The sequence below is a fragment of the Marinobacter gudaonensis genome (genome assembly GCF_900115175.1).
In the GTDB taxonomy this organism is placed as follows: Bacteria; Pseudomonadota; Gammaproteobacteria; order Pseudomonadales; family Oleiphilaceae; genus Marinobacter; species Marinobacter gudaonensis.
The window spans coordinates 2,003,412-2,019,244 of sequence record NZ_FOYV01000001.1 but is presented as its reverse complement, the minus strand read 5'-3'; the positions used below and the strand labels follow the sequence as shown (position 1 = coordinate 2,019,244).

Genomic DNA, 15,833 nt, shown 5'->3' with positions numbered 1-15,833 from the left:
AAATTGTGGGTCAGGCAGATCGAGTCGTGTATGTCCAATGACAGATTGGTTGATGTTGCAGGGAAGCTCGATCTATTAAAGGAGCGGTTCCGGGAAAGAGCGGTGACGGACGTGGCTTCCGTTGTTGCCGATCTGGGCGCGGACGCGGGGGTTGAACCGGGCCGAGAGCAGCTCGTTAATGCCTACCGGACACTGCACAGACTGGCCGGCTCCGCCGGTACTTTCGGCTTTCAGGCCCTGGGCAACGAAGCCCGGTCACTGGAAGTGCATCTGAAGCCGTTTGCCGAGGAGCAGGACGCCAGCCAGAAGTTGCGGGCCAGCGGTTTGACCAGCCTTGATCCGGAGTTTCTCGAACGGGTTCGCGGACTGGCGCAGCTACTGGTACCCGGTGAGTCGGCCCGGGAGGCGCCAGAGCCGGTGACGCACAGGGAGACGGTATTATCGGAACAGCCGGAAATCATGATCATTGACCCTGACCTCGCCAGGGCCGAATCGCTGGCGACTGCTCTCTCGCCCCATGGATTCATCGTTCATTGCCGACAGGTACCCGAGCCTACGGATCTGCCTGTCTCGGCGATCATCGTTCGTGAAGGAACCCTATCGGCCAAAAGTCAATTGGCCAAGAATGCAGTCGATGTAGCGCCTCTCGTGTTTATTGCCCCTGACGACAGTTTTGATCGCCGGTACGCCCTGGCGGCCCTGGGAGCCGACGGATTTGCGTCAGAGCCTGTGGATGTCCCGGCACTGGCGGACTCGATCGAACGGCTCATCAACGAGAGACACGAAGCCGGCGCGGGGCGCGTTCTGGTGGTCGATGATGATCCGGAGTTACTGGAGCATTACGCACTTGTTCTCGAGGACAGCGGTCTGGAGGTACGCTGCGTGGGCGATCCATCAACACTTCTGGGTGCTTTGTCTGAATTCCGGCCCGACATTGTGCTGATGGATGTCCAGATGGGTGAGTACAACGGACCGACGCTCGCCAGGATGCTCAGATTCGACCCCGAGTGGGTGGGATTGCAGATTATCTTCCTGTCTTCGGACGAGGACCGGGAGTTTCAATTCGGGGCGCTGTCGGAAGGGGGTGACGATTTCCTGACCAAGCCGGTGTCTGACCGGATCCTGGTGCAGGCGGCCAAGGTTCGCTGTTATCGCGCCCGTCAGCTGGACAAACTCGCTTCAAGAGACAGCCTGACAGGCCTGCTCAAGCACTCGGTCGCCCTCGCCGAGGCGGTCAAGGAGCATGCGCGCTGTCACAGGCTGGGGGAACCGTCGGTTCTGGCCATGCTTGATCTCGATCACTTCAAGCAGGTGAACGACCGGCATGGCCATCGGGTCGGGGACCTCGTGATCAAGGGGCTTGCCAACCTGCTGCGTCACCGTCTTAGAAAAACCGACACCATCGGGCGTTATGGGGGCGAGGAATTCATAGTCGTGCTGCCGGATTGTTCGGTGGGTAATGCCGTTCGGTCGCTGCAGGAAATCTGTCATCAGATGGCCCAGATCCGTTTCGGCGGCGCTTCCGGAGAGTTTTCGGTCACCCTCAGCGTGGGGCTGGCGGCCCTGGACCGATACGACAGTGCGGACAAAGCCATAGAAGCGGCGGACCGGGCGCTGTACCAGAGGAAGGCCGCCGGCCGGAACGGTGTTACCTGCGATGCGGGACACATGGAACCTGACCAGGACAGCCCTGTGTTATGAATGTGGTGATCGTGGAAGACGATGATCTGATGGCAGACCTGATGACAACGGTTGTTTCGGGTCTTCATCCAAGTCTTAAAGTCTTCAAGGCAGCGTCGATGCACGAGGCCACTGAACTGTGGTGCGAGAAACAACCTGGATTTCTGATCGTTGACTGGGTGTTACCCGACGGCTCGGGACTGGAACTGTTGCGCCGGATACGAACCACGGATCGTAAGCTACCCGTGGTCATGGTGACGGGGCGAGCCGACCGGGACTCTATTCTGAAGGCCAAGCATCTGGGCATTAGCGGGTATATCAGCAAACCGTTCAGCGTCGAACTGCTGCACGAACGCTTGTCCACCATGCTGGAGACCGTGTTGCCGGGTCAGCCCGAGGTTCGTTCACTGGTCGAGCGTCTGACCGAGGGCCTGGAATCTGGTGTTCAGATACCCGGCACGGTCGAAACCGCCACGATTCTGTCCCTGATGGAGCGATCCGAGGAGCTCTCTGCCGGACAGCTTTCGGAGCGCTGGCAGAACGAGGCGGCTTTGTGCGCGCGCCTGCTGGAGGTGGCAAACCGATCGTCGTTTCGACGAACCGGGGAGCCGGTTGTGACGGTTCGGGACGCCATTTCTGTCATGGGCGTACCGATGGCTCTGGGCCAGGCCCTCGCGTTATCCCTCGATGTCGGAGCGTCCTTTCAGAACTCGACGCTGCGTGAGCTGGCCGACAATTATCGTGATCGAGCGTCCGCGGTCGGGCGAGAGGCCCAGAAGATTGCCATTGCACTTGGCAAACGCTCCCTAGAATTCCAGACCGCCGGATTGCTGAGCCGCATGGGTGAACTCGCTGTACTCAATATTCTTGAGCAATACAGCCGCGAAGGCGGGGCGCTTGCACAGAATGAGATTGAACGGGCATTGTCGGAGTGGGCCCAGCAATACGGCAATCGGCTGAAAATCCAATGGCGTTTGCCCATGACCATGCGGCAAATGATTGGTTCGGTGCATTTTCTGCCGCGCGACGGCGTACGCCAGGATCTGCTCATTATGCGTCTGGCAGGCCTGCTGTCTGACGAGGTTAAGGGAGAGACCGAGGTTTTGCGGCTCCTGAGGATGCTGGGGCTGGAAGACTGGCAAAGGGCCGCGACAGCGGCTGAGGAAAAGGGAGAGGGTTAGATGGTGGATGCCGCAAATACGCTCGAGCGAATCATGCTGATCGAGGACGAAGAGGATATCCGGGCAGTGGCCGAGTTGGCACTGGAGGCCGTGGGCGGATTTACCCTGAAAGCCTGCCCTTCCGGCGCCTGTGCGCTCAGCAATCTGGATGCCTACCAGCCACAGCTGATACTGCTTGACGTCATGATGCCCGAGATGGATGGCCCGTCGACGCTCAGGGCCATTCGGGAGCGTCCGGATTTCCGTGATACTCCGGTCGTGTTCATGACAGCCAAGGTACAGCCAGACGAGGTCAGCGAATATCTGGCCCAGGGTGCGGCGGGCGTCATTCCAAAGCCCTTTGATCCCATGACTCTGTCGGACAGGATCCGTGATATCTGGGCGGATCTTTCCTGATTCCGACGCTGAAAGCGTGGCACAGCTGGTTTGACACGTGCCGATTGGTTACCCTCTTGCGCCGGCATGAATTTGTGAGGTAGCTGTATGACATCGAAGCCATCGTCGGATGAGCTGAAAGCCAAACTGAACCTTGAAACCTCCAGGATTCACTGGCATGAGTTGCAGACCTACTTTGCCAGGGGGCAGGTGGTGCGGGTGGCACCCGAACTGGATCTGCTGGCTGTGGCAGCGGAACTGGCGGCAGACAACAAGCCCCGGTTCGAGCAATGGCTGCAGGAAGGGCAGGTGGGTGAGGTAGCGTCGGCTACCGCGCAGGCCTGGTACGATTGCAACGCCGAATTGTGGGCGGTGGTGGTCGCTCCCTGGGTGCTGGTTCAGGACAGGTCCGGCCATGTTCTCCACTGATCGGCGCCGATCATGAAACTCCATTACTTTCACGGGCGGGGCCCGCTCCGGCATCTGGTGATGATCCAGGATGGACAGCGAGTGGAGCTGCACATACGGCCTGTTGCTGGCGGCCTCTGGGGGCTAGTGGCCCTGATAGGGCCGGATCAGGGGCAGCCGGAAGGGCAATGCCGTCGAGGCCCCTGGAAGACCCAGGCCCGGGCCGAATCGGCGCTGAGAAGTATCGCCGGCACGCTGATGGGCCGCGGCTTCGAGCCCTGTCCCGAAGATTATGTGGTCTGGTCTGTGGCCGCCCAGCGCCTGGTTCGTCTGATCGAGACCGGCGCGACGGCGGCGGCTTCATCCTCCGAAACCATCCAGTTTGATCCCCTGGCCTGACAGGCCTCTATCCCTGCTTTGAGGAATACCATGCTCACCGGCGCATTGCTGATTCTCGCCCCGCTGTTTCTGGGCTTTGCCCTGGCCCTGGAAAACCGAAAGGTTATGACCCTGATTCACTACAGCGTTGAAGGGCTGGTGTATTTCATCCTGGTGCTGCTGGGGCTGGGATTGGGCCAGATGGAGGGCCTGGCCGCTCAACTGGGCGGTATGATGGCCCAGGTACTGATGCTGCTGGCCAGCCTTTTTGTGGCCAACATGGTGGGGTTGTGGCTGTTTCATCGCTGGCGACCACTGTCTCTGGAACCGGCGGAGGACACCGTTAACCATGGCTATCGCAGGCTGTTCCTGGCAGGCCTGAAGCCCCTGCTGGCAGTGGTTGTTGGCCTGCTCGCCGGATACTACCTGCTGCCGGTATTTCCAATGGCCGAACAGCTGGCCACCTGGTCGCTGATGGTGCTGCTGTTCCTGATCGGGGTGCAACTTCGTAATGCCGGGCTGTCGCTGCGCAAGCTGCTGATGAATCGCCAGGGGCTGGGCATTGCCCTGGCCCTGGCCGCCAGTTCACTGGTTGCCGGGGCTGCGCTCGTGCCCTGGCTGGGTCTGCCGTGGCACGATGCCCTGGCGGTGGCATCAGGATTCGGATGGTACTCTCTCTCCGGTGTGGTGATTGGAGAAGCTCTCGGGCCCGCCTGGGGCGGGGTGGCGTTCCTGAACGACGTACTCAGGGAAATTGTTGCGCTGGCGATCATCCCGATGCTCATCGCCCGTCGGCCGGCCATGGCCATCGGCTATGGCGGCGCTACCGCCATGGACTTCACACTGCCGGTCATTCGCAGCAGCGGCGGGCTTGCCTGTGTGCCCGTGGCCATTGCCTCAGGGTTTCTGCTGTCGTTCCTCTCGCCGGTGATGATGGCCGTGTTCCTTTCTCTGGGATAAATTGACCCCGTGCAAGGCAAGAAGCGGTTTTACCGTTATGATGACAGGCGGTACACTTGCCTTTATTGACAATTGTTAATGATCTGACCAGGCCAGAACCCGATGCAGCGCCGCAGATTCCTAGGTTTAGCTCTCGCCGCCGGGTTTGCCTCCGGGGGGCTTTCTGGCTGTTGGTCCCGACCGCCCCTGGCTTTTGGTATTCACCACTGGATTGGTTACGAGCCGCTTTACCTCGCCCGCGATTTTGGCTGGCTGCCGGAGTCGGTGACTCTGCGCTCCGGTTCCTCCGCGACCAGTTCCATGGATGGCCTGCTGTCGGGATCGTTGGACGGGGCTGCATTGACGCTCGATGAGACCATTCGTCTGATATCGAGGGGAATGGATCTGGTGGTGGTCGCAGTGGCCGATGTTTCCGCGGGCGCGGACGTTCTGGTGGTCAGGCCGGGTATCGATAGTCTGGCCGATTTGCGGGCCCGCCGCGTGGCGGTGGAGATGAACGGTGTCTCGGGTATTCTTCTCTTAAAAGTTCTGGAGGTCGCCGGACTGCGCAGCAACCAGATAACCCTGGTCGATCTGCCGGTTAGCCAGCATGCCCAAGCCTGGGAACGTGGAGAGATAGACGCGTCGGTGAGCTACGAGCCGGTGGCCTCTTTACTGGTTCGGGCCGGAGGGGTTCGCCTGTTCGACAGTCGTCAGCTACCCGAAACCATTTTCGATCTGCTTGTTGTCACCCGCAAAATCGCGACCGGAAACCCCAGCGCCGTCGAGGATCTGGTAGCGGCCCATTTTGCCGGCCTGAAGCACCTGGTTCGTGGCATTCACGATGCCGTCTACCGGGTGGCAAATCGACAGGGCGTCTCGCCTGCGGAGGTTCGTCAGGCGCTCGCTACCATCACCCTTCCGGACCTCGCAGCCAATCAGCGTTACCTGGCTGAATCCGGGCGAATAGAGGTCATGGCTGCCTCTTTGTCGCGGCTGATGTTCGGTGCAGGCTTGATCGCCAGCCAACCTGCCTTGCAGGCCCTGAGCGACTCCTCATTTCTGCCCCGGAGGCTGTCTTGAGGGGGCGCCTCCGGTTCTGTCTGCTGGTTCTGTTGATCTCTGCGGACGCCAGTGCTTTTACCCCCGGAGAGAGTCTCACCCTCGGAGTCTTCGCCTATCGGCCGGATACCATTCTGCAGGAGCGCTACGCACCGCTTGCCGACTATCTCTCCGAGCAAGTCGGCGTCGAATTCCGGCTTGAAGTCCTGAACCAGGACGCCATGAATCGCGCGGTCGCCGCCAATCAGGTGGATCTGTTTCTGACCAACCCCAGCCACTTTCTGCAGATTCGCAGTGAACGCAGTCTTTCGGGCGTTCTGGCAACTCTCATACGTCGCTCGGACAACGTCTCGACCACAAGTCTGGGAGGAGTCATCATCACCCGTGCGGATCGCTCAGATATCGAATCACTCGAAGATTTGCCAGGCAAGATCATCGCTTCTCCGGGGATCCATTTCCTTGGTGGCTATCAGGCGCAGGTTCTCGAGTTAAAGGACGCAGGTATCGATATTCGGCGGCAGAACCTGGTTCGCTATCTGGATACCCATGATCGCGTTGTCCGGTCGGTGCTCTCGGGTGACTCCGATGTGGGGTTTATCCGAACCGCCATTCTGGAACAGATGGAGCACGAAATTCCCGATCTGTTTGATCAAATCAAGGTGCTTAACCGGCAGGAGCTGTCGGAGTTTCCTTTTGTCGTGTCAACGCGACTTTACCCGGAGTGGCCCCTGGTTGCCTTGCCACACGTGGACCAGCGCATCGTCCGAAGGGTGGCATCGGCACTCTTCGCGATCGAACCGGAAGACCCGCTGGCCCGTATCATGGACATTGCCGGATTCTCACCACCCGCGGATTACCAGTCGGTGGAGTACCTGGCTCGTACCTTACGGGTGCCACCCTACGATCAGATGCCCCAGGTGACCTGGGTGGATGTCCTCGACCAGTACCGGCTCTGGGTTGTCACTACCCTGATTCTGCTGATTCTACTGGTGGCCAGCTCCCTCTGGCTTGGCAAGCGCAAGCGCCAGCTGGCAATAGAACAGAAACGCCTGAACCGGCTGATCCTCAGCTGGCCACAGCCTATGCTTATGCTAAAGAGTGGCGTGCTGATGGATGCCAACCGGGCTGCCATGGATTTACTTAAACACCGCTCGGTTACATCTATGCTGGGAAGGAATCTGGCGTCTTTTTCGCCAGTCCGACAGGACGATGGCCAGGTTTCCTACAGAAAGCTTGAGCAGCTATTAGCCGGTGTAGAGGCTGACCGCGTGATGCAGAGTGAGTGGCTTCTCAGCCGGTCGGATGGCTCCGATATTTATGTCGACATGACCCTGGCACCAATTCACGAGAAAGGTGAGACCGATCCTCTCGTGCTTTGCTCCTGGTATGACATCACCGTCCGCAAGCATGCCGAGCAGCGCCAGCGCCTGGCAGCCAGTGTGTTTGACTGCGCCCGGGAGGCCATCTTTATCACCGATAATCACGGCATGGTGATCGATGTGAACGATGCCTACCGGGCCATTACCGGACGGTCCCGGTCCCGTGCCCTGGGGCGCCTGCCACCACTGCCCATGGACGAGGGTATCTCGGTATTCTCCAGTGCCCGCAGTCAGGGCTTCTGGATGGGGGAGTTTCCAAGCCGGCATCCAAATGGTGACGAGCTCATTTTATCCGCCACCATCAGCAGTGTGCGGGACGAGCAGGGCGACGTGACCCACTTTGTCGGCATTTTCAGCGACATCAGTCGTCTCAAGGAGCAGGAACGCAAGCTTCGTGTTATGGCGCACTACGATGCCCTGACCGCACTGCCGAACCGCGTTCTGTTTGCTGACCGCCTGCAGCAGGCCATGGCACTGACGCGTCGGCAAGGCAGCCGGCTGGCGGTGGCCTACATCGACCTGGACGAGTTCAAGCCGGTCAACGATGCCTATGGTCACAGGGCAGGTGATCAGTTGCTGGTTGAAGTCGCCAGTCGCATGCGGACCGAGCTTCGCGAAGAGGACACCCTGGCCCGCCTGGGTGGCGACGAGTTTGCCGCCATTATCATGGACGTGCAGGACCAGAAAACGCTGGAAACCCTGCTCGCTCGCTTGCTGGTGAAAATCTCGGCACCGGCCTGGGTTATGGATCACAGTGTCGAGATATCGGCCAGCATCGGCTACACGCTGTTTGCGCCCGTGCAAAACGAGCAGCTACTGGAGGAGTTGGACGGCGACCAGTTGCTTCGCCAGGCGGACCAGGCTATGTACCAGGCCAAACAGCAGGGTCGAAATCGCTACGTGCGCTTTGCCGGAGAGGTCGTGCAGGCGTCATCAGCCGGACAGTCGGCAGGCGGCTCCCCGCTCGCGGAGTGAGCTCAGGCCAGAAACTTGCGGACGTCGATGCGGTACTCGTCGGGATCCACTGCCCGAACAATCCGGTCGTGGGCCCCGGGCCGGGCCAGATCCAGGGTCTCGACCGGAATCGCCATCCGGAACCGGGTGTGATAAATCACCTTGACCGTGGGCAGTCGCTGATCGCTGTCGTTAGCTTCAACCACCACCCCAAGCCGGCCGCTTTCCAGCAGTACCAGTGAGCCCACCGGGTACAGCCCGATGCAGCGAATGAACTCCTTCACCAGAACCGGGTCCAGGTGATCGCCACTCCACTCCAGCAGTTTCTTCAGGCCCTGGGTGGGCGTCAGGCCCTTGTGATACACGCGGTCTGCGGTAATGGCATCGTATACGTCGGTGATGGCCACCATGCGCCCGTATTCGGAAATTTCGTTGCCCTTCAGGCCTTCCGGGTAGCCGGAACCGTCCAGGCGCTCGTGATGCTGCGCGGCGGTGATCACGGTCAGCTCGCCGATGCCCTCGGTCGCCGCCAGGATGTCCCGCGAGTGGCGGGCGTGGAGCTTCATTACCTCGAATTCTTCGGGAGTCAGGCGACCGGGTTTGTGCAGAATATCGTCGGGTGTAAGAATCTTGCCGAGGTCGTGCAGCAGGGCGCCGACAATGGTCTGGTGGAGTACATCGGCTGACAGGCCCCGATAGTTGCCAAACAGCGACATCAGTACGCTCAGGTTGACCGAGTGCTCAAGCAGGTAGTTGTCTTTTTCCCGGATGCGGCCGAGGCAGCTCAGCGCGTTGGCATTGCGAAACACCGAGTGCTGGAGTTCGTCGGCCAGTTTGTGGATCGGCGCAATATCAATGGCGCCGCCGAGCTTCACGTTGTTCATGAAATCGCCCACCAGGCCCTGGGCCTGACTATGGATCCGCTGGGCAATGACAATTTCTTCTTCGAGCGGAACCCGGGCACGCAGGCCCGGTAACTGCTCGCCAGCCCTTTGCAGGGCGGACTCATTCCTTCGATCCACTTCGGCGGCGGTTTCAGAATCCTGGGTGTCTAGGCCCCGGGAGGCGTCGATGTAAACGAACTGTACGCCCATCCGGCGAATTTTCTCGATGGTTTCCTCTTTTTTGATCACGCCGCGCTTGCGCTGGCTGTTGTGGGGAATCCAGTCGTTGTTGAGGTCGGTGATGTACATACCGACCCTGAGGGCCGAGATGGGGACGCGCTTGATCATTCGTCGGGGAAGAACGTCCGCAGGCTGTTGGTGTAGGTCTGGCTAATGACTTGATCGAGGGGCAGTTCTTTCACCTCGGCGATCTTCTCGGCCACGAACGGCAGATAGAAGGGCGCATTCTCCCGGCCCCGGTAAGGCACCGGTGTCAGAAACGGCGAATCGGTTTCCAGCAGAATCTGGTCGATCGGCGCCATGCGCACGATGTCGCGCACGTTCTCCGCCTTGTTGAAGGTGGTGATGCCGTTGAAACCCAGGCACCAGCCCTGGTCCAGGGCGTAACGGGCAAGGCCCGGCCCGGAGGTGAAACTGTGGATCACGCCCCGACGTTTCAGCGTATCTTCAAACTCCTGGAGAATCTCGATGGTATCCTCGTCCGCCTCGCGGCTGTGGATCACCACGGGCCGGTCGGTGTCGCAGGCAATCTGCAACTGGCGGCGGAACACCTCGCGCTGGACGTTCCGGTCGGCGTTGTCATAGAAATAATCGAGCCCGATTTCGCCCACGGCGACAATTTTCTCATCCCGGGCGTGCTGGCGGATCTCGGTTTCCACGTTGTCTGAATAGGTTTCGGCGTCATGGGGGTGAATACCCTGGGTGCCATACACCCAGGGTGCAATCTGGCTGAGCTCCCGCACCCGGGACAGGTTGTCCGGGGACACCGCGATCGTAATCACCTTCTCGATGTTCACGCCCCGGGTCTGCTCCAGGGTCTCTTCAAGAGGACGATCCTTGAGGTAATCGAGATGGCAGTGAGTTTCGATGATCGGCTGATCGAAAACGGGAATTTCGCGACGTTTTTTGCTCATTATCCGGAACCAGACTCCATCGCAACCAGCGGCATGGCTGCTATTCTGTGAATTTGGTCACGCAAGTCTACCAGCTTGTTCGATTGTTGGCGTGTATTACATTCATAGGCAGTCATGTGGGGCCGTTGGAGCGGCCGCGAACCTGGCAACGGGAGAAACGAATGCACATTGTGGTCGTCGGTGGTGGTGTTGTGGGTATGGCCACCGCCTATGAACTGAATCGCCGGGGGCATTCGGTGACCCTGCTTGAGCGCCACGCCGTCGCCGGCAACGAAACCAGCAGGGCCAATGCTGCCCAGCGTTCCTATGGCGTGGTTTACCCCTGGGCCGATCCAGCCATGGTGTTCAAGGCCATCCCCTGGATTCTCAAGCAGGACGGCCCCCTGAAGCTCCGGTTCCCGCCCTCGGTGGAAACCCTGAGGTTCATGGTCAGCACCCTACGCTACGCCTGGTCGCCGGGCCTGTTCGGGCTGAACCGACGGGCCATGCTGCGCCTGGGCATCCACAGCCGGGAGCGTTTCCTGGCGCTGGAACACGAGCTGGAGCTGGCCTTCGATGGCGACCACCGGGGCCTGCTGCACCTGGCCAGCACGCCGGACGCGCTGGAAGGGTACCGGGCCACGCAGGAGCTGCTGAGTGAGCTGAACATTCCTTCCCGCCTGCTCACGCCCGAACAGGTCCGGGAAGCCGAACCCGGTATGGTCGGCAACGGGCCGCTTCATGGCGCCCTGAGCTACGATACCGACGGCACCGGAGATTGTCATAAGTTCTCCCGGGAGCTGGCGAAAGCCTGCGAAGCAAAGGGTGTGGCCGTTCGCTACAACGTGGAGGCGGAAAAGCTGATAGCCGATGACCACAAGGTTAGTGCCATTTCACTCAGCAACGGCGATGGTGCCATGGAAACCCTGGAAGCGGATGCTTTTGTGATCAGCGCCGGCTGCTGGTCCAACCATCTGGTGCAGCCTCTGGGCCTGCAACTTCCCATCTATCCAGTGAAAGGATACAGCCTGACGGTGCCCATGACGGACCCCGATCGTGGCCCAACGTCGACCATTCACGACGACAACTACAAGGTCGTCTCAACCCGCCTGGGCAATCGACTTCGGGCCACGGGATTTGTAGAGCTGGCGGACTTCAACCGCGATATTCCGGAGGCCAGACTGGCGACCATTCGCAAATCGGTCGAGTCCCGGTTCCCCGGATGCGCCGATCTCGACGCCGCCGAAACCTGGACCGGATTCCGCCCCATGACCCCGGATGGGCCCGCGATCATCGGTCGCGGCCCCAGAGAGAACCTCTATCTGAACACCGGCCACGGCACCTTCGGCTGGACCCTGTCCGCCGGCAGTGCAGACCTCATCGCCCAGATCATTGATGGAGAGGAGCCCTCAATTTGCCTCGATGCCTTCCGCCCAGGAAGATTCCAAGAGTAAGTTCAACAAACCGGCGCGCGCAAAAGGCCCGGGAGCCGGACGGACAAGCCCTCCCGGGATCGTCGAAAACAGGGATGTTTTCGTCTAGCGTACATGGACGTATTCACAGCGTATCCCGGGAGGGCTTGTCCGTTCGGCTCTTCCCCGAGACAAAACGCGCTTGAGAGTCGAGGGCACGCTCAATGTTCGAGCAAAGCGTATGCACAAACCCGATATCCCGGTCTGACAGCAACGGCAGCCGCTCAAAGACCCATTGGGACAGCTTCCCCTCGGGCGGCGTGTCCAGCTCCGGCAGCAGGCCTTCCAGGCGGCCCCGCAGGGCGCCCAGGCGATTCGCGTCGGCTGACGTTTCCTCTTTATCCGTGGCGACCGACAAGCCGGACATTTCCCAGGCGTACAGCATCACGGATTGGGCGAGGTTCAGCGACGGGTAGGCGACTTTCATCGGAATGCCGGTCAGCAGGTCGCACTGGGCCAGCTCCTCATTGGAGAGGCCCCGATCCTCGCGGCCGAACACCAGTGCAGCGGTGGCTACGGACGAACCTTTGCTGGCCAGAACCTCTTGCAGGCGCGCGGGATTGTGCCAGTCCTGGCGCTGGTGCCGGGGCTTGGCGGAGGTGCCTATCAGAAGGTCTACGGAGTTTCTTACCGCCGCCAGATCGGGGAAAATGCGCGCATGGTCCAGGATGTGGTCGCTGCCGTGGGCGAGCCAGTGGGCTTCCGGGCGGGTGTGCAGGTCGGAGTTCACCAGCCAGAGCTCGCCAAAGCCCATGGTGCACAGGGCGCGGGCCGCCGCTCCGACATTCTCCGGAACCTTGGGTTCAACAAGTACAAAGGCCAGTTGCATGACGTTACCTCCGGCGGCGAGTTTACACCAGGGCGCGGAATCTTTTTACCAGCATTGGCAGCGACTCAACGACTGGCTGGTGGCCCATCGGGCGTTCTGGCAACCGGCACCGTTCATGACGCCAGAGCCCGAGTGGGTACGGCAGTATCCGTCGCTCGCCGACTGGCTGATGGCTCAAACCGATGACGCCTGCCAGCGCCTGGACGATACCCCGGAACGGCTGGCACAGCAGTCCGCCCGGTGGGTCCCCGATCTCGTCCATTACGAGGCTCTGGTGCAACTGCCGGTGCTCTCGGCATCGACGGACGGCGTGGCGGCGGCGACACTCCCGGAAATCCGCGCCACCGATATGCCTGGGCGCAAGCGCCTTCAGGCAGGGGCCTTTACCTCGGCCCTGTTGCCACTCTCGAAACCGGCCTTGGACTGGTGTTGTGGCAAGGGGCACCTGTCACGAACACTGGCACCGCACTGCACCGACCTGGTTACCGGGTTTGAATGGAACGGGGAACTGGTCCGTGATGGCAATCGCCTGGCCGGGCAGTTTGGCGACCGGGTGTCGATCCGTTGCCAGGATGTCATGGCCCCGGATCTGACGCTGCCGGCGGACCACCACGGTGTGGCCCTGCATGCCTGCGGCGACCTGCACCGGCAGTTGCTCCAACGCGGCGCTCTGGCGGGCCTGCCCAGGCTCAGTATTTCGCCGTGCTGTTACCACCTCACTGCTTCCGACCACTATCGGCCGCTCTCAAGTCAGGCTTCAGGCCATGAACCGACACTCAAACTCACCCCGAACGACCTGCGCCTGGCGGTGCAGGAAACCGTGACTGCCCCCGCCCGGGTGCGTGAGCAGACCCGCCGGATCAGCCAGTGGCGGCTGGGCTTTGACGGGCTTCAGCGAGCGTTGCGAGGGCAGGATAACTATCTGCCCGTACCGTCGCACCCGCCGCGACTGGTCAACGAGGATTTCCAGGCGTTCTGCCGCTGGGCGGCGGCAAAGAAAGGCCTGGCTCTGCCTGCAGGCACGGATTTTAGCCATTGGCAGGCATTTGGAGAGCGGCGGTTCGAACAGGTGCGGCGGTATGAGCTGGTGCGCCACCTGTTCCGGCGCCCGTTGGAACTCTGGATGGTGCTCGATTACGCGGTGTATCTGGAAGAGCAGGGCTACCGGGTGACACTCGGCACCTTCTGTGAGCGATCGCTGACGCCTCGAAACCTGCTGCTGGATGCGGTCAGGGCTTGCGATACTCCACCCGCTCCACACAGCCATCCCTGAAATACACGTAGGTGAGTTCGTACAGCGCGCCGTAGTAGCGGGTCTGGTAGATCCAGACTTCCTGGGGGCTGGTGTAGGTTTCGGGCGGATTGCCGAAGGCCCGGCGCACGTTATCCCGGGTCATGCCCTGAACAACCTGTTCGCGAACCAGGTAACGCCGCAGGTCGGTGGAGTTGATGAACCGACAGGTGCCTGGCTCTGTTTCCCGGGCTTCGCGGTCGGTGTCTTCGGCCGAGTCAGCATCGGGTGCCGGTTCGGGTAGATTCTGGTCAAAGCTGCCGCCGATGCGGTTGTCCCGGATCGGAACCGATTCGGCGTCGGTGCCGCAGGGTCGGTCTGAAAACACCGGGTTGCCGTTTGCTTCGCACCGGTAAACCTGGGCCTGCAATCCAGTAGCAATGCCCATCAGGGTGGTGATCAATACAACGGATCGCAGCATCGTTTCCCCGTGTGTTCCAGAGACAGAAAAGGCGCCCGCAGGCGCCTTCTCCAATGCTCAGGGTAAACCCGAGTATCAGCGGACAACCTGGATGCGGGCTTCCACCCGACGGTTGGCAGCACGGCCCTGCTCGGTGTCGTTGGAGGCCACCGGCTGGGTCTCGCCGTAACCGACGGCTTCCACGCGGGACGGATCAACACCCAGCGGTCCGGTCAGGCGAGCGGCCACGGATTCGGCGCGACGCTGTGACAGGAACTGGTTGTATCCGGCTTCGCCACGGCTGTCGGTGTGACCGGCAATCTCGACAATGGTTTCCGGGTTCGCTTTCAGGAACTCCGCAACACGACGGATCTCATTGTCGTAGGCATTGCCAATGATCGAGCTGTTGGAGGGGAACTTGACCTCAATGGTGAAGGTCTGGATGGTCTCGGTTACCCCCTCGCAGCCGGTATCATCAACCTTGGCGCCAGCAGCGGTACCCGGGCACTGGTCCTTGCTGTTCACAACGCCATCGTTGTCGCTGTCCAGCTCGCAACCACGGCTGTTTACTTCCGCGCCACGGGGAGTGGCAGGGCACTGGTCGCGGGTGTCTGCCACGCCGTCGCCGTCGGCATCGGGTTCGCAGCCTTTGCTGTCAACGGGCGCGCCTGCAGGCGTGCCAGGGCACTGGTCCCGGTCGTCGGAAACGCCATCGCCGTCGGCGTCGGCCGGACGTGCCGGTACCGGCTTGGCGTCGGCCACGGTGCGGGCGAACGCGAAGCTGATGCCCAGGGACACCTGGGTGTCGAAGGTACTTTCGTCAATGCCGTGGAACTCGCGGAGGTCGCCGCGCAGAGACACGGTGTCGTTGATGTTGTAGCGAATACCGGTGCCTATGTTTACCCGGGTCTCGTCATGGTTGCTGCCAGCGGTCAGGGGTCCCGTCGGGTCTTCACCGAAATCGGCATGTCCGGCACCGATGGACACATACGGGTTCCAGGCTTGGTCGGGCCCGGCAAAGTAGTAGGTGCCATCCAGCCGGATTTCATCGAAATCCGATTCGCCCGGAACGTACTTGCGATCCGCGTTTGCCCGCGAATAGACAGCTTCAACGGACCAGTTCGGCAGGAAACGATACTCCGCGCCCACACCAAAGGTGCCGGTTTCGCTGAGGTCGCGCTTGTCGTCGAACAGCTGGAACGCAGCGAACGGATTGACGTAAACGGTTTCCTGGCGGTCGGCCAGGGCGGGTGTTGCGAGAGAAGCAGCCAGCACGGCCGCAGACATCGGACGAATGACGTTCATTCGGAACCTCCTGTTCATTGTGGTTATTACGCCGCGGCCGCCAACCGGCGGGGCCTTGCAACGCAATGGACGGTAGTAGGCCAAAAAAAGCAAAGAATTGAAACAGACTGTTACATCCGCACTTGTACCGAGTGCTACGGTGCCGAAACACTTTTGTATCAGG

Annotated in this window: 15 protein-coding genes; 10 read left to right on the top strand and 5 right to left on the bottom strand. The window is 60.9% G+C overall.

Annotated elements, in window-relative coordinates; genetic code table 11:
- Positions 1-30: 30 nt before the first annotated feature.
- From BM344_RS09235 to BM344_RS09200, 8 genes are all read left to right on the top strand, one after another.
- Positions 31-1,701, top strand: a complete 1,671-nt coding sequence (locus BM344_RS09235) for a diguanylate cyclase (RefSeq protein WP_091988650.1) — start codon at positions 31-33, stop codon at positions 1,699-1,701.
- Positions 1,698-2,861, top strand: a complete 1,164-nt coding sequence (locus BM344_RS09230) for a response regulator (RefSeq protein ID WP_091988647.1) — start codon at positions 1,698-1,700, stop codon at positions 2,859-2,861. The genes BM344_RS09235 and BM344_RS09230 overlap by 4 nt, the downstream gene beginning before the upstream one ends.
- Entirely contained in the window at positions 2,862-3,257 is a 396-nt protein-coding gene (locus BM344_RS09225) for a response regulator (RefSeq protein ID WP_091988642.1), read from the top strand.
- 87 nt (positions 3,258-3,344) lie between these two features.
- A complete protein-coding gene (locus BM344_RS09220) occupies positions 3,345-3,665 on the top strand; it encodes a DUF2288 domain-containing protein (RefSeq protein ID WP_091988639.1) in 321 nt (106 codons plus the stop codon).
- A gap of 12 nt (positions 3,666-3,677) precedes the next feature.
- The gene (locus BM344_RS09215; RefSeq protein WP_091988636.1) at positions 3,678-4,043 is read left to right on the top strand and encodes a PA4575 family protein; all 366 of its coding nucleotides are present in this window, start codon (positions 3,678-3,680) and stop codon (positions 4,041-4,043) included.
- Positions 4,044-4,073: 30 nt separating this feature from the next.
- Positions 4,074-4,982 (top strand): lysine exporter LysO family protein, encoded by a 909-nt coding sequence (locus BM344_RS09210; RefSeq protein ID WP_091988634.1) that lies wholly within the window; start codon positions 4,074-4,076, stop codon positions 4,980-4,982.
- A gap of 102 nt (positions 4,983-5,084) precedes the next feature.
- Positions 5,085-6,044, top strand: coding sequence for an ABC transporter substrate-binding protein (locus BM344_RS09205; RefSeq protein WP_091988631.1), 960 nt, complete (start codon positions 5,085-5,087; stop codon positions 6,042-6,044).
- Complete coding sequence (locus BM344_RS09200) at positions 6,041-8,377, top strand: PhnD/SsuA/transferrin family substrate-binding protein (RefSeq protein WP_091988629.1); 2,337 nt, start codon at positions 6,041-6,043, stop codon at positions 8,375-8,377. The genes BM344_RS09205 and BM344_RS09200 overlap by 4 nt, the downstream gene beginning before the upstream one ends.
- Positions 8,378-8,379: 2 nt before the next feature.
- On the opposite strand, the gene BM344_RS09195 is transcribed toward BM344_RS09200, so the two are convergent.
- A complete protein-coding gene (locus BM344_RS09195) occupies positions 8,380-9,588 on the bottom strand; it encodes an HD-GYP domain-containing protein (protein WP_091988626.1) in 1,209 nt (402 codons plus the stop codon).
- Positions 9,585-10,394 (bottom strand): TatD family hydrolase, encoded by an 810-nt coding sequence (locus BM344_RS09190; protein WP_091988623.1) that lies wholly within the window; start codon positions 10,392-10,394, stop codon positions 9,585-9,587. Before BM344_RS09190 ends, BM344_RS09195 begins: the two co-directional genes overlap by 4 nt.
- Before the next feature lie 161 nt (positions 10,395-10,555).
- Between BM344_RS09190 and BM344_RS09185 the strand changes: the two genes are divergently transcribed.
- Positions 10,556-11,827, top strand: a complete 1,272-nt coding sequence (locus BM344_RS09185) for a D-amino acid dehydrogenase (RefSeq protein ID WP_091988620.1) — start codon at positions 10,556-10,558, stop codon at positions 11,825-11,827.
- 103 nt (positions 11,828-11,930) lie between these two features.
- On the opposite strand, the gene BM344_RS09180 is transcribed toward BM344_RS09185, so the two are convergent.
- The gene (locus BM344_RS09180; protein ID WP_091988618.1) at positions 11,931-12,674 is read right to left on the bottom strand and encodes a tRNA/rRNA methyltransferase; all 744 of its coding nucleotides are present in this window, start codon (positions 12,672-12,674) and stop codon (positions 11,931-11,933) included.
- Here BM344_RS09180 and BM344_RS09175 point away from each other — a divergent pair.
- A complete protein-coding gene (locus BM344_RS09175; RefSeq protein ID WP_091988615.1) occupies positions 12,673-13,947 on the top strand; it encodes a methyltransferase in 1,275 nt (424 codons plus the stop codon). The genes BM344_RS09180 and BM344_RS09175 overlap by 2 nt on opposite strands.
- Here the strand turns inward: BM344_RS09175 and BM344_RS09170 are convergent.
- Together BM344_RS09170 and BM344_RS09165 are read right to left on the bottom strand one after the other, a co-directional pair.
- Positions 13,904-14,386 carry a DUF4124 domain-containing protein gene (locus tag BM344_RS09170; protein ID WP_091988613.1) on the bottom strand — a complete coding sequence of 161 codons (483 nt, stop codon included), beginning with the start codon at positions 14,384-14,386 and terminating at the stop codon, positions 13,904-13,906. The two genes, BM344_RS09175 and BM344_RS09170, sit on opposite strands and share 44 nt — an antisense overlap.
- A gap of 75 nt (positions 14,387-14,461) precedes the next feature.
- A complete protein-coding gene (locus tag BM344_RS09165; protein WP_091988609.1) occupies positions 14,462-15,670 on the bottom strand; it encodes an OmpA family protein in 1,209 nt (402 codons plus the stop codon).
- Positions 15,671-15,833 lie beyond the last annotated feature (163 nt).

Coding starts and splice junctions, on each gene's coding strand:
- BM344_RS09210 (WP_091988634.1), top strand. CDS start 4,074: ATGCTCACCGGCGCATTGCTGATTCTCGCCCCGCTGTTTCTGGGCTTT.
- BM344_RS09235 (WP_091988650.1), top strand. CDS start 31: ATGTCCAATGACAGATTGGTTGATGTTGCAGGGAAGCTCGATCTATTA.
- BM344_RS09215 (WP_091988636.1), top strand. CDS start 3,678: ATGAAACTCCATTACTTTCACGGGCGGGGCCCGCTCCGGCATCTGGTG.
- BM344_RS09230 (WP_091988647.1), top strand. CDS start 1,698: ATGAATGTGGTGATCGTGGAAGACGATGATCTGATGGCAGACCTGATG.
- BM344_RS09170 (WP_091988613.1), bottom strand. CDS start 14,386: ATGCTGCGATCCGTTGTATTGATCACCACCCTGATGGGCATTGCTACT.
- BM344_RS09185 (WP_091988620.1), top strand. CDS start 10,556: ATGCACATTGTGGTCGTCGGTGGTGGTGTTGTGGGTATGGCCACCGCC.
- BM344_RS09205 (WP_091988631.1), top strand. CDS start 5,085: ATGCAGCGCCGCAGATTCCTAGGTTTAGCTCTCGCCGCCGGGTTTGCC.
- BM344_RS09175 (WP_091988615.1), top strand. CDS start 12,673: ATGACGTTACCTCCGGCGGCGAGTTTACACCAGGGCGCGGAATCTTTT.
- BM344_RS09165 (WP_091988609.1), bottom strand. CDS start 15,670: ATGAACGTCATTCGTCCGATGTCTGCGGCCGTGCTGGCTGCTTCTCTC.
- BM344_RS09195 (WP_091988626.1), bottom strand. CDS start 9,588: ATGATCAAGCGCGTCCCCATCTCGGCCCTCAGGGTCGGTATGTACATC.
- BM344_RS09190 (WP_091988623.1), bottom strand. CDS start 10,394: ATGAGCAAAAAACGTCGCGAAATTCCCGTTTTCGATCAGCCGATCATC.
- BM344_RS09180 (WP_091988618.1), bottom strand. CDS start 12,674: ATGCAACTGGCCTTTGTACTTGTTGAACCCAAGGTTCCGGAGAATGTC.
- BM344_RS09220 (WP_091988639.1), top strand. CDS start 3,345: ATGACATCGAAGCCATCGTCGGATGAGCTGAAAGCCAAACTGAACCTT.
- BM344_RS09225 (WP_091988642.1), top strand. CDS start 2,862: ATGGTGGATGCCGCAAATACGCTCGAGCGAATCATGCTGATCGAGGAC.